7 protein-coding genes are annotated in these 14,738 nt (G+C 51.2%); 2 read left to right on the plus strand and 5 right to left on the minus strand.

Going from position 1 to position 14,738, the window contains the following annotated elements; translation table 11 throughout:
• Nucleotides 1-15: 15 nt before the first annotated feature.
• Nucleotides 16-4,758: a DUF3320 domain-containing protein gene (locus tag ATY27_RS11325; RefSeq protein ID WP_208930752.1), complete on the minus strand. Its 4,743-nt coding sequence runs from the start codon at nt 4,756-4,758 to the stop codon at nt 16-18.
• A gap of 305 nt (nt 4,759-5,063) precedes the next feature.
• Between ATY27_RS11325 and ATY27_RS11330 the strand changes: the two genes are divergently transcribed.
• On the plus strand, nt 5,064-5,912 hold the full coding sequence (locus tag ATY27_RS11330) for a transporter substrate-binding domain-containing protein (RefSeq protein ID WP_208930753.1): 849 nt from the start codon (nt 5,064-5,066) through the stop codon (nt 5,910-5,912).
• A 141-nt stretch (nt 5,913-6,053) separates the two neighbouring features.
• On the opposite strand, the gene ATY27_RS11335 is transcribed toward ATY27_RS11330, so the two are convergent.
• From ATY27_RS11335 to ATY27_RS11350, 4 genes are read right to left on the minus strand one after another with little or no spacing between them, the layout of a single operon-like run.
• A complete protein-coding gene (locus ATY27_RS11335) occupies nt 6,054-7,274 on the minus strand; it encodes a HAMP domain-containing sensor histidine kinase (RefSeq protein WP_208930754.1) in 1,221 nt (406 codons plus the stop codon).
• Entirely contained in the window at nt 7,271-8,005 is a 735-nt protein-coding gene (locus ATY27_RS11340) for a response regulator transcription factor (RefSeq protein WP_208930755.1), read from the minus strand. The genes ATY27_RS11335 and ATY27_RS11340 overlap by 4 nt, the downstream gene beginning before the upstream one ends.
• Entirely contained in the window at nt 8,005-8,364 is a 360-nt protein-coding gene (locus ATY27_RS11345; protein ID WP_208930756.1) for a DUF3019 domain-containing protein, read from the minus strand. The genes ATY27_RS11340 and ATY27_RS11345 overlap by 1 nt, the downstream gene beginning before the upstream one ends.
• A 38-nt stretch (nt 8,365-8,402) precedes the next feature.
• Nucleotides 8,403-9,191: a MipA/OmpV family protein gene (locus tag ATY27_RS11350; RefSeq protein ID WP_208930757.1), complete on the minus strand. Its 789-nt coding sequence runs from the start codon at nt 9,189-9,191 to the stop codon at nt 8,403-8,405.
• Nucleotides 9,192-9,452: 261 nt separating this feature from the next.
• Here ATY27_RS11350 and ATY27_RS11355 point away from each other — a divergent pair, with 261 nt between their 5' ends.
• Nucleotides 9,453-14,717: a S8 family serine peptidase gene (locus ATY27_RS11355; protein ID WP_208930758.1), complete on the plus strand. Its 5,265-nt coding sequence runs from the start codon at nt 9,453-9,455 to the stop codon at nt 14,715-14,717.
• Nucleotides 14,718-14,738: the final 21 nt, after the last annotated feature.

Below are 14,738 nucleotides of genomic sequence, written 5' to 3' on the forward strand. Positions count from 1 at the left end.
ATCAATCATAATTGTTCAAGCAATTTTCAACCGCTCATTCTCACAAACCAAAACTCCCTTATCACACTGAACTTGCGCCAACTGACTCATCCGTTCCACGGCAGGTGCTGTTGCACGCTGAAAGCCGAGCAGGCCCAAGGCAGCTGAAGCGGCGTCGCTGATGCTGATGGCGTGGGCGTCTTGTACTGTCAGTAATAAGGCGTTGGTTAGTTCTGCGTCGCAGACGTTTTCCAGTTTGCGGGTATTGGCGTCGGCGCTGTTCCAGTTGCGCAGTTTTACTGTGTTGCGGCCTTGGGGCCATAGCACTTCGTCTTGGTCCTGGCGGATCAAATCTCTGTTTGCGGCGCTCTCAATTGCCTGGTCTACGGTTCGGCGGATTTTGGCACCAACCCGAGTGAGGCCGGCGGCGTTGGCAAGGCGTGTGGCCACTAATGAGGCATAGATTGGGTATTCGGTTTCGACAATCCGCTCTACGGCATGCACCAGTACGCTCAGTGGAATGGCGCTGAAGTCATCTACCTGCGGGATATTGAGTTTAGATACATCGGTCTTTTTATAAGGCGTGGTACAGGCGGCAAATTCTTCGGGTTCCGCTTCGACCCGCAAAATAGGTGCAGCTTGTGCAGCTGCCGTACTCAGCGTTATTTTTGTTTTATGTTCAGTGTCGGCAGTCTGCGCTTGCAGCCGGCTGTCGTGCTGGGCAATGGCCTGTTCGATTAATGTGTTTAACCGCTGCAGTTCTGCTTCCGGGTCGCGGTACCAGTCGGTGGACCAGAGGCGGGCGAATGTCCAGCCTAATCCTTCCAGCACGGACTGACGCAGGCGTTCACGATCCCGTGCTGATGCGGCACTGTAATAACCGGCGCCATCGTATTCGAGCGCCAGCACAAATTTATCCGGCTCAGCCGGGTGACACACGGCAAGGTCGATGTAATAACCCTGACTCCCCACGCGGGTAGCCACCTGATAGCCCAGCCGCTGGATTGCCTGATGGAGCAGGGCACCAAAGGCAAAGTTTTGTTCCTGCTGTTCGTGGTGAGTTTTATCGAGTTTGCCCGAGGCAGCAAACTGCAAAAAGATTTGCAGCGCCCGCACGCCAAAAGGACTGTCAGTCTCGACTTTGAGCTCTTCACCTTTAAAATTGGCAAATACTTCCATGGCCAGCCGGGCGCGTGATATCAGCACGTTTAAGCGCCGTTCGCCGCCAGGTTTATTCAGCAAACCAAAGTTCTGGCTTAACTGGCCATTGTTGGTTTTGCCATAACAAATACTAATCAGAATAACGTCGCGTTCGTCGCCCTGAACGTTCTCCAGGTTCTTCACAAAGAACTCGTCGCCGCCGGCGTGCCGGGCAAAGAAGTCATCCGTTTCCGGGTGCAACCGGCGCTGTTTTTCCAGCTCCAGTAATATGGCGTCCCGCTGCGACAAGCTGAACGCCACCACACCCAATGACAAATGCGGTTTACTCAGCGCATGTTCCAGCACTGCGGTCACCACGGCTTTCACTTCGCCGGCATTGGTCCGGCTGCCGCCTTTGTCATAGTGGGTTTCGGGCAAATAGTGAAACTGTAAGCCGGTCGCGTCCGGGTGAAAGCCTGGGCTTGGAAAAGCGACCAACTTGTTTTGGTAGAACTGATCGTTGGATACGGCAATCAGCGAATCATGCCGCGAGCGATAGTGCCAGCGCAGCATTTTTGACGCAGCGCCACGCGCTTCCATCAGCGCCAGAATACTTTCCATTTCGGCCGTGGCACTGTTTTCCAGCTCTTCTTCTTCCAGCTCAACCGCTTTACCAAACAAACTGTTTGGCGGCATTTGTTTGCTGTCGCCAACCACAATCACCTGCCGGCCGCGCAGCATGGCACCTAACGCATCCGGGGCAGGGATTTGGCTGGCTTCGTCAAATATCACCAGGTCAAAGTCCAGGGCACCTTGTTTCAGATAAGTGGCAATCGACATCGGGCTCATCATAAAAATCGGTTTGATCTGCTGTATCACATTGCCGGCCTCTGCCAGCAGTTTACGGATGGGGATATGACGCTTTTTCTTCCCCAGCTCACGCAGCACCAGCTCCATTTCACCGATGGCGGTTTTTCTCGGCAAACGCTCATACAGTCGACTGACCAGCAACTCTTGTGCGTAGAACAAACTGGCACCATCAATCCGTTTAAAGTCTTGCAAAGACTGCTGGTGTTTATTGCGATCAAAACGTTTGATGGGCTCGCTATTGCCATACGCATGCTCCACGAGGCCGCGATAATAGCTGAGCTCAAACACAGTCATTAACAATTCCGGGGAACGTTGCCAGCTGTGCGCAAGTTCGGTGACAGGCTGAACCTGATAAGGCGAAAACGCTTCAATGATCTGGTTGTAGCGGGCGTAGTCATATAACTGAGCAGCGTTTTGCCAGCCAGCTAACATGGAAGTCAGTTGCGGCAGTGGCATGGTCAGAACATTAAAAACAGGTTCCGCCGCTGCGATTTGCAGTATTTCTTTTATAGTTGTCAGCTGGATCAGCAGTTTGTTTTGCAATGCAGTCAGCATGTCGGCCTGATTGCGTAATAAGGCTTTATCAGCGCCTTGGTCAATCAGTTCAGCTAAAGAGGGTGGTAACTCCTGGCGATTGGTTTTGGCATAAAAATCATCGATCCACTGCCAGATTGTTGTCAGCGCAGCATGGTCCGACAGCTCGCCTTGCCACTGCATGCCAAATACATGGCCAAGTAAAATCTGATAATCAGCTAGTTCTTGTTTAGCCGCCTGATATTGCAGTGCAGTGTCCAGCGCGCGTAACCAGTCAGCGTTGTTATCTGGCAACTGATTACGCCAGAGTCCAGCTAATCTGGCTTTGGCCTTACGGTAGTCTGATGACAAAAAACGCCACCATTTATCAGTTTTGCCAATCAGTCCCTGTCTGATACTGAGCAAGTCAGCGTCCAGCGCCTGTGCAATAAAATGCTGTTCGCAATCAGCTTTCAGGTTGATAAAGGTTTGCAGGCAATGCAGGCCGCCCTGAATTTTTTTCTGCTCGGTCTGCCAAAGCGGATTGTTCACTTTGACGTTTTTCAGATCTGGCACGTTCGCCAGCCAGTCGGCGCTTTTTGCCAGAGACTGCAGCTTCAGTAAACTCTCTGGCGCATTTAGCTGCAGATAATGACAAAGCGCATCACTGGAAATGGCCAGTTGCTCAAGCATTGAAGCTGAGGCTGTCAGCGTTGTTGTCAGAGTTTGTTGCAGTGCGGGAGAGAAATCAGTGCGGCCAGACATGGCAAATGGATGTTGATTTGGTATGCCAATCTTAACCAGCTGTTGTACCAACTCCGCCAGCAATTTCTTCGCATTGCTATATCGCTCTTTGTCCCAATTGGCAAAATAGTTAAATGGGATCAAAGGCAAACTGGTATCCAGATCAAGCTGTTGCAGCTGTAACAAAGTACCTAACGCATCGATGTAGTTTATGCCGCTGTTGAGTATTGGCTGACGAATAGCCTGTACGTATGCATCCAGCTGCGCTTTCGCTGTGATTAAATCAGCAAGTTCAGCGTCACGGTTTTGAGTTTGTGGTTTTCCCTGATCCAGTGACTCCGCAATAGAGCTGAGTACCGCTTTCTTCGTGCTCTTATGGCTGTGCAATTCCAATACGGCAAAACCCAGATGAGTTTCATCCAGCCGTTTTTTCACCACTTCCAGTGCAGCCATCTTTTGCGCGACAAACAGCACCTTTTTACCCAATGCGACTGCTTCAGCAATGATGTTGGTGATGGTTTGCGACTTGCCGGTGCCGGGCGGCCCCTGGATAATCAAATCAGTGCCGGCTTTCATCGCCAGAATCGCCTCAATCTGCGTAGAGTCGGCGTCTTTGACCAGATGCAGTTTTTCCGGCTGGTTCAGATCTTCTGCTTTGACTTCTGTGCTGTCGGCAAAACCATCGCGAAATAACCTGCCAATCAGCGGTAAGGCGGAAGGTTTTTTCTGTTCCGGCCAGCTGGCCGGGTCCAGATCTGTGTACATCTGAAACTTGCCAAAAGAGAACAGTCCTAAACCAATTTTATCCGGATGCACCCGCCATGACGGTTGCGCTGCGATAGCATCTGTGACGGCCCGGTAATAGTCAGCAACAGTGCTTTCGTCTGAGTAGGCCGGCAGTATTAATTTAAATTCGGTTCTGAGTTTGGCTGCCAGCGTTAAATTAGATCCGAGGTCTTCGCCGGTATAACGAATTTTGAAACTGTCGCGGGCGGAAGAACGCACTAATTCGACCGGTACCAGGATCAGTGGCGCATATCGCGCCACTGCGGCGTTGGCGGGCTCACTCCATTGCAGAAATCCCAGCGCCAGATACAGCACTTCAATGCCTTGTTCCTGCAGCATGGTGTGCGCTTCGGCTTCAAGCTTCAGCAGCGATTTATCAAGTTTGGCCGGAACCAGACCCGTTTGCAGGTACTTGTCGCTGAAGCGGGAGCTGCCTTTTTTCTCTTCGAGGTATAAATCCAACGGTGGTAATTCAGTGCCGTCGTCGGACTGAAAGAAGGTGCCTTCGTCTTCATCGTCGGCAATTTTTTGCTGGTAAGCTTCGGGCAGAGGTAAAAAGCTGAGGGTTTGTTCCTGCTCCACCAAAAGGTCAAAAATCTTGGCAGATTGCTCATCAATGATATCCAGCGATTTAGCATTGCTGCGGTAATTGAGCTGTGGATTGGCGCGAAGCCCCATATCCAATAATTCAAGGCGCGCCCGTTCCAGCTGCTGCTCAACAACCATAAAATCCCTCTTTGAATTGTTATCTGTGACTACGCTGCTGCATATACGCACAGTTTTGGCGAGATAAAAGAAACATAACAACCCTTATTTGCAAATGCAATCCAGTTGGATTGTAACAAGCCGGTTTACCTTGTTTGGATGAGCAGATCCATTGCACGATAAAACCCCTGCAGCTATTTCTGCTGACCAGGCTGCCGATCCCGGTTGCGCTTGAACTGTGCTCTAAACCCGGCCTATAGTGTGGGGAAATGACCGATGCTTGTATTCGCCGTTCGTCCGGTGAGTGATTTCATAGTTGAGAATTCATGCAAATAACGTCCTTGTGTGTACGTGCACAAAAAATGCTGACAACGCCGCTGCACCTGAAGTGTGCCGGCGTTGTTGCGCTGCTGATCACTTTATTAGCCGGCACGCCGGCCCATGCTGCAGCGACTTTTAAAACCAATATGATCCAGTTTGATCCCTGGACGCGATTAGTTGCCGGCAGTGACGGTTCGCAAACTGAGGGGATCATCGTTGATTTGCTGAATGAGTTCGAACGGCGCAGCGGTTATAAAACCGAACGCACTATGGTGCCGTATGCCCGGGTTGAACAAAATCTGCAGCAGGGCAGTACCGATTTTTCTTTGATGGCCTGGGGGGAAGCCCGCGCGAAGTATGCGGAGCGGGGCAGTTGTCTGGTGCCGTTGTCTTTTGGTGTACGCGCCCGTAAAACTTTCGACATTCCCGATTATGATGCGTTGTATAAGATCCGCATTGGCACGCCACGCGGGCTGAAAATTGATCCGCGTTATGATGCTGATACGGTGATGAATAAACAGCTGGTGCTGGACTACACCACCGGCGTGATGATGGCGGGCCTCGGCCGTGATGTGGATGCTGTGGCCGGATCTTTGTCGACGATTAACTATCTAATCGAACAAAACCAGATGCAGGATAAATTCGACCAGACGCTGGTGTTAAATACCACCCATCTGGCGGTGGCGTTTTCGCGTAAATCGCCGCTGTTTGCTAAGCGCCATCTGGTGAATGCGGTGTTTGATGCGATGGCGCAGGATGGCACCGCCAGGGCTATCTACGAAAAATGGCTGGGTTTGCAAAGCCACCAACTGACGGCGGAAGCTGCGGCTCCCAGTTGCCAGCCGGCGAAATAGCCAGCCGGCAAAATAGCGAACCGCCGCGACGCAGGTTTACCGCTTGTTGCCCGCAGACAACCAGCGTAGTTGGGAGGGCGTTATCCGGCAGCGCCTGACTTGATCATGCAGCACGCAGCCTGAATCGTTGACCGCTTAGCTTTATTCATCAGCCGCAATGGCTGAGCCATCGTGCGGACAAGGCCAGCGCAAACTGACTGCCGTGCCCTGACCTGCCGCGGAATGGATACAGACTTCCCCTTGATGCCAGCTGGCTACTTTACTGACGATATACAGCCCCAAGCCAAAACCAGAACTGTTATCACCGCGGCGAAACAACCGTTGCAACACATCTGGATGTTCTGCCATGCCCGGGCCATCGTCCGAGACGGTTAACTGATAAAACAGCTCATTTTTGACCCGCTGTTGGCTGAATTCGACCCGGATCTGTTGTTTGGCATAACGCAGGGCATTGGCCAGCAAGTTTTGGCCGGCCAGCAACAAGGCCGGATAATTAAACTGCGCATGTTGCAGCTGTGTCTGAAAAGTCAGCTCAAATGAGTGCTGGTAAATATCAAACTTCCCGGCCAGATCATTGAGCAAATCGGCCGGTTTTTGCAGAGGAAGTTGCGACAGGTGATGAAAATAATCCAGTCGTGAGAAATCCAGATAATTGCTGACCAGGGCGTCAATTTCCGCAATATCATCGAGTAAACGTTGGGAAAAACGCGGTTCAAGCTGGCTGCCGGCCAGGCTGAGGGTAAACTTCATCCGCGCCAGCGGGGTGCGGGTTTCATGGGCGATAGTGCGCGACATGTCCTGATTCATGCTGATGAGCTGGCTGATCTGAGCAGACATTTTTTCCAGGCTTTGCGCCAGTGGGTACAGACTGGAGCCTGATTTGAGTTTTGTTTGCAGTGGTCCTGGTGTGTTGGCAAATTGCCGGGTCAGATCCGTCAGTGCCCGGATATCCCGGAATACCGGCCACAATAAAGCCAGGAATAACAAGGCCAAAGCGCCATATAACAAGAAGGGTAAACTGTCGTCGGCGCTGGACAAGGTCGGCATTGGGCCCAGTTGATCCAACATACCTGGTTGCAGACTTTGCCGGTAATACAAACTCTGACCGTTTGGCAAATCCACCGCAACCACCTGTTTTTCAGCGATCAGCTGATGGATTTCAGGAGGGAAATATAAACTGGCGGCTGGCAGTTGTTGAAACAACGACAATTGCTGCTGTTGTAAATCGAACAATTGCGTGGCGTTGATTTGATAATGCCATTGCTCCTGTTGTAGCAACTGAAAAATACTGCCTAAGGCCCACAACAGTCCGGCGCAGGATAACAACAGTAACAAATAAAACCGGACAAATTGTTTTTTCATCGCTGCAGTTCCCTTGCAATGGATGCGTCGTCAGGCCGCGGCAATTCGGGCAGATAATTAAACAGATAACCCTGGCCGCGCACTGTGACAATGGCTAGGCCGGTGACAGCCAGCTGTTCCAGATGTTTACGCAACCTGCTGATCCGTACATCGATGGCCCGGTCCAGCCCATCGTAAGCCCGGCCGACTAAATGCTGAAATAACACTTCGCGGCTGACGATTTGACCGGGTCTGGTCATAAAAAAGCATAAAATATCAAATTCAAGACTGGTCAGTTGCAGTGGGCGGCCAGCCAGTAAGGCCCGGTTCAGGCTGAAATCAATCACCAAATCATGCAGTGCCAGGGTACGGCGGTTTTGCTGCCGGCGTTGGCTCGCGCGCAGACTGCTGCGGATTTTTGCCAGCAGCAGGCTGGGGTCAATCGGCTTACATAAATAGTCGGCAGCACCGGCTTCCAGGCCACAAATTTGGTCGTCAGCACTGCTGAGCGCAGTCAGAAACAACACCGGACAAGTCCAGCGTTGTTGCAGGGCAGCGAGCAGATGCAGTCCATTGCTGTCAGGCAGCATAATGTCACACAGGATCAAATCAAAATCGCCATGCACCGCTAAAGCACCTTGTGCTGTGGCCGCGTGGACAATGTCGATTTGCTGGATCTGCAGGTACTCCATGATACCGCGTGCCAGTCCGGCATCATCTTCAATCAGCAGGATTTTAGAATGCTGGTGCATCAGAGCATATTCCACAAATAACCGCGTTTATGCCGTTTGTGCACGCTCTGGTACTGCACCAGCATTAACTCCGCACTGGCTAACAATTCTCCTTGCTGACCTTTCAGATAGATGTGTTGGTTTTTATCTGTGTGAATGCTCACTTCAAACCAGCTGCTCTGTTGCGGGGAATGGCGCTGACAGCTATGCCGTACCGTACCGTGGAATAAACACAATTGCTGCGGGATGGCGCCGCCGGAGACTTTTACTTTCAGCTGGATATTACATTGCGGTTGTTGTTCAGTGATCACACAGGTTTGCGGCAGTAATTGCAGTTGCAGGGTCGCTGACGCAGCTTGTGCATCAGCGAAAATTCCCATGATTATCAGCCCGAAAGCCAGGCTGCAGCGTTGGCTCATCAAAAACTGTATCTCACACCGATAAAACGACTGTAGTAGTGGTCCTGGGCTAATAACGGGCTTTTCAGTAGGTCCTTGTCCAGTTGGTTTTTTTGCCAGAAGGCCTGAATGGCCCAGTGTGGATCAAACTGATAACTGAGGGTCAGTGCATAAAAATACTGCCAGCTGTCTGATAACCTGAACCAGGTTTCGGCGTTGTATAACTCGTAAGGCCGCAGATTATAGTAGTAGTTATTAATCTGCTGGTCTTTATGCAAAGCACCCAGTTGCCAGCGGAATTGCCATTGTTGATAACTATAACTTTTGCGGATACTGAGGTGTTGTTCCTGACCATGGTGCACGCCGCTGACGTCGGTAAGTACCGTCAGCCGCAGCTCGGCGAGGTCGGTGAGCCAGGTAACACTGGCGCCAGCCATATAAGACATATTGCGTTCGATGTCTTCAAAAGTACCAGGTGGATCAGCTGGTGCTTCACCTTCGAATTCAACACCGTGGCTACGCTCGATCCCCAGCGCGTCCCACCAGCCAAACTGATTGACACCATCGAGTTCGAAGAAAAAGCCGTCATCGTTCAGGCTGCCGACCAGATCCAGATACCAGTGGTCCCGCTCGACCAGGCTGTAGCCAACAAAACTGTTTTCAATAAAAAAACGCTCACCGTAATAACTGATGACAGGCAACACAGATCCTTGCAAATCATCCCGGTTGGACAGCGGCGTGGTGACTTTGCCGGTACCCAGTGACAAGGCAAATTCCCAGCGCCCGGCTTCAGTTTGTGCAGCAGGCAAACTTGTTTCAGCAAAAAGATTACCGCTGGCACCTAAGCAGGTAACAAGTAATCCAAGTTCGAAAAGTCTCATCAACAACCAATGGGTTCAAACAGGTTCTGACCTCACTTTAGCAATTCGTATTGTTGAAAGCAGCAGTTTTAGTGCATTGATACAAACTGATACATGAAAGGTTTCGCGGCCCGGACAACATGAATGATTAGATAAATTCAGCGACGGAAAAATAACCAGTCGCCTTAATAATCAAAAGTGGAGAGTCCAGTGAAACTAAAATCAATCGCTTATGCAGTTGCTGCCGCTTTGGGCAGTATTGCTTTGGCACATGCGGCAACAGGGCATTTGCCTGAGTCAGCTCATGTGCAAAATTCCGCCAATCACCTGAAGCCGGTCGCCATTAACGCCGATCAGCTGAAAAAGCGCCAACATCGGCGCAGTATGCAAAATAACCGGCTGGAAAATGACGGTTTAAACGTCAGCCTGCAACCAACCAAGGTCAAATTTGTCCGTGAAGCTGACATCAGCGGTGAGCAGGTTTACATAGTGCGGTTACGGCAAAATCCGGTCAGTCAGTACAACGGTGGTATTGCCGGACTTGCAGCAACCAAGCTGCAAAAAGCTGATGCGCAGCAGCGCTTGTTTGTGCAGGGCAAGCCGGTGAATTCCGCGGTTAAAAATTATCAGGAGTTTCTGCTGGAACAACAGCAGGCGGTACTCAGTGACATCAGCCAATTGCTGGGCAACAAGAAAGCCCGCCAGCAGTTTGTTAATGCTATCAATGGGTTCAGTTTAACTCTGACGCAGGACGAAGCTGAGCAAGTGGCTGGTTTGGCGGATGTTATCAGCGTACAGCGTTCAAAGATGTACCAGTTACACACGGATGAAGGCCCAAAGCGGATCAGTGCAGATAAAGTGTGGACCGGCAAAACCAGCACCAATTTACCTTTTAAAGGGGAAGGCACAGTAGTCGGGATCATCGATACCGGTGTCAACAGTGATCATCCTTCGTTTGCAGATGTTGGCAGTGACGGCTATGACCATGTCAACCCGCTCGGCAGCGGTAATTATGTTGGCGACTGTGCTGTGGACGAATTTAAGGACCGCTGCAACGACAAGCTGATCGGGATCCGCAGTTACGACGTCATTACCGACACTTATGAAGGTTTATACCCGGCTGTCGGTGAGGATGTGGCAGGCCACGGTTCTCATACGGCATCTACAGCTGCGGGTAATGTGCTGAAAAATGTAGATTATGTGGTGCCACAGTTAAGTTCTGCCGGCGATGGTACCGTGGTCAAGGCCGGTTTATTTCCGGAGATTTCCGGGGTGGCACCGCACGCCAATATTATTTCTTACCAGGTCTGTTACCCATTAGAAGGTTGTCCTGGGGAGGCGTTGGTCGCGGCGATTGAAGATGCGGTGACGGACGGCGTGGATGCTGTCAACTTCTCGATTGGTAATGTGATGAATATCACGTCGCCATGGGAAGATGCGATTGAGCTGGCATTTTTAGGCGCTCATCAGGCCGGGATTGCGGTGGCCGCTTCGGCCGGTAATGCCGGTACTGACGGTTCGCAAGAGCTGGGCACCTATATTGATCACGTATCACCCTGGTTACTGAATGTGGCGGCTTCGACCACAGGCCGGACTATCGATATTGATACCAAAGCAGAAAACTTTGCCGGTGGCGACAGTGTGCCGACAGAGCCGATTAAAGGCGGTGGTATTAACGCCGAGGCAGTGACCGGTGTCGTGGTGCAAGCGGTCAATTTTGGCAATGAGCAGTGTACCGAACCTTTTGCTGAGGGCACTTTTGATAACCTGAAGAACAGCGAAGGCCAGCCTTATCTGGACGCTGAGGGCAATCCAGCCGATGTCATCGTGGTGTGTCAGCGTGGCACCAATGGCCGAGTGGAAAAATCTGCCAACGTCGCCGTAGGTGGTGCCGAAGGTTTTATTTTATATAACGCCACCGACTATGGTGATGAAGGCAAGGTTGTCCACACGGATAGTTATGCGGTGCCGGGCATTCATTTATCGAATGCACAGTGGTGGGGCGGTTTATCCAGCTGGCTGAATACAGAAAGCAGCACTGGTCATCAATTGACCATTTCAGCAACGACGATTGACCGCAAAATTGATGCCAGTGAAGCCGATAAATTAGCCGATTTTTCCTCGCGCGGCCCCGGCATTGCCAACCCTGAACATATAGTCCCTTCGGTCACTGCGCCTGGTGTCGACATTTATGCCGCAACTAATGACGAAAGCCCGTTTGCACAGCGCTTAGGTCAAAACCCGGTCACTGCAGACTTTGGAGTGTACAGCGGAACTTCGATGGCTGCGCCGCATGTGGCCGGTGCTTTAGCGCTGCTCACGCAGGCGCGTCCTGCCTGGACAGTGGCGCAAAAACAAGCTGCGTTACAGTTAACAGCTGAGCCTGCAGTGACTTATGCCGTACATCCGGGCACCGCTTGGGAAGCGGATAAAAAGGCTGAAATCTACCGTGCCGGTACTGGCCGCATCAACGTGGCTGCCGCCATTGATGCCGGTTTAATCATGGACGAAAGCTACGACAATATGCTGGCCGCGAACCCGGCCAATGGTGGTCTGGTGCACAAACTGAACTTGCCGGAAATGGTCAATTTCAGCTGTAAGCCAACCTGTAGCTGGGTGCGTACTTTTACTGCCACTAAAGATGGCAGCTGGACCGTTTCGGCTGATGAAATTACCAACTGGTCACCTTCATATCAGGACAGATATGTGCAACAAGGCGCCAAGCTGGAAATTATCCCGAATAAATTTAGCTTAAAAGCCGGTGAAACTCAGACCGTGATGGTGCGGGCTTCGATTATGAATTCTCAGGATGTGTTGGGGAATTCAGAAGTCGAACTGCAGTCGCATCTGATGTTTAAAGAAGACCACAACAAAGCGCCGGATATGCGACTGCCGGTCGTGTTTAAGTATGACAATGGCGATTTGCCGGAGCGGGTGACTGTCAACGCACATCGCAATCACAGCAGCTATACCGTGAAAGATGTGCCAATGCCGGTGATGAGTCAGGCGGTGACCCGTGCCTATGCACCGGTTAAAGCTGAACGTCACCAGATCACATTGCCAAAAGATGATGATTTCACCTTCCCATGGCCGCGGCAGGAAGGTGATGTTGACCAGAACCGGTTGGACGAAGCTTCCCATAGTTTCTGGATTGATGTGCCGGCCAACAGTAAACGTTTAATCGTCGAGAACCTGCAAAGAACACACTCCAGTAATAAAGAAGCTTATAACTTCGGCAACGTCATTGTTTATCTGGGCAAAGACTTTAATAACAACGGTGTGATGGATTTAGATACCGAAATGCTTTGTGTATCCTGGCATGTCGTATCCAATAACTTCTGTAATATCAACGAGCCGGAAGCGGGTAAATACTTCGCTGTTTTATACAATGCCAATGATTACATGACGCCTGGCACCGATAGTTTTGAATACACTTATGCCGTGGTCAAAGGTGATCCGGCAACGGATGTTTCTGTGGCAATGCCAGCGCAAACCGATGGCAAGACGCCGGTTGATTTACAAATCAACTGGAACAAAGCTGAGATGAAAACCGGTGATCTGTATTACACCGGTTTTGATATCGGCTCGTCGCCAGCCAATGCCGGCAATATTGGGTTTGTACCAGTGAAACTCAGCCGTGGTGATGATGATGTCACATTAAAAGCAGATAAAACGGCCGCCCGCGCTGGTCAGCCCGTCACATTGCAGTTTAATACCCTGCCAAATAACTCAGGCGCCGATCGGGATTTCACCATCACTGCCAAAATTCCGGCGGGTTTAAACCTCGCAGCCGATGATATTCAGGCCAGCGACGACAGCATTGTTAAGGAAGCGACGCTGAAAAACGGTGTGCTGACGATCAAAGGCTTGCAGCCTGATACCTCAACAGTCACGCCAGAGTACAAGATCAGCACCAGCGATGAAGACGCGAAGTGTCGGGTGCCTGATTTTGGTCAAAACAATGATCGATATGTCGATTTGCGTAGTTTTGGTTTTACACCGGGATTTGGTGACGACCCGAATATGCTCAGAGAAGGCACATTAATTCCTTACAACACGATGTTTGGAGATGGTCAGGGTTTCGGTTTATACAACAATGAACACGCCAGATCACAATATATGGCGGTGCGCGGTAACGGCAATATTGCCTTCTCCGGCGACCCGTATTTCTGGCCACAACATATGCCATTCCCGTACAACAGCTTCCCGCATCAGGCCATCGGTACGTTGTGGCGTGGCTGGGGCGGTTACCCGAACTTTGTGTTGGAAACTGCCGCCACGCCGCTGAGCTGGGAGTCAGGTATGACCATCGCCAGCACACAAACGGGCTGGGGCATTATTGAATGGGATGGAATGCGCACCATGCCTTACCTCGGCATGGATGAAAACTGGCAGGCAATTTTCGGTGAAGGTGATGATCGCTTTGAGTTCGAACTGATCTTTAACAACAATGTCCGTTTTGGCAAAGGCGAGTACGAGCTTTACATGGCATACAACCAACTGGAGTTCGCCGGTAATAACCGTGGTTCTGTTGGTCTGCAGGGGTATCGTGGTCAAACATCGACATACGGTCCACTGGAAGGGCATTTAGGGACTGAATACGCCCTGGATGATCTGGACAGTAAACTGAGTGTCGGCAAAGTGCTGTGTTACAACTATGTTGGCCCGGAGTCATCGCAATTTCAGGTCAGGTTCACTGCTGAAGTTGCGCATTCTGCGGTTGGCAGCTTGTTGAAAGTGGAAGCCACCAGTCAGGTGAAAGGGATGGCTGATATCAGCATGACCCATGAGATTTCAGTGCCCGGCAACATCGCGATCGGCGCTATCCGCAACGCGACAGTTGCTGAAGACAGCGAACTGAAGAATGTGCAGGTGTTGTACGCCGATGAAAATAACAGTGCCAACACTATCAGCGTCAGCGGTGCCAATATCACAGCAACGGTGGATGGCCATAGTTCAGGCTCAACTATCAACATCAAACCGGCGGCTAACTTTGTCGGCACGACTAAAGTCACTGTCACTGTGGCGGATGTTGAACAACCGAACGATAAAATCAGCACCAGCTTTGACCTGACGGTCACACCGGTGAACGATGCGCCGGTGGCAAAAGTGGTGAGCAGCAATGTCGAAAGTGTCAGCGGCAGTAGTATCACGCTGGATGCTTCAGCCAGTACTGATGTCGACGGTGATGCGCTGAGCTACAGCTGGGTGCAGAAATCAGGCACTACGCTGAATACCACCGCCAACGGTGCCAGACTGACGCTGAATAATGCCGCTTCTGGCAGCTACAGCTTTGAAGTGACAGTATCGGATCAGGCGCTGAGTAGTGTGGCCATTGTCAATGTCACGGTCAAAGAGCAACAAGTTGCAGTTGAGGTGAAGCCAAAATCTTCTGGTGGTTCATCCGGCAACTGGATGTTGCTGCTGTTAACCATCGTTGGCGGACGTTTCTGGCGCCGGCGTTTGCACAGTTAAGCTGAGTGACTGGTCTGTCCG

This window comes from Rheinheimera sp. F8 (assembly GCF_001518915.1).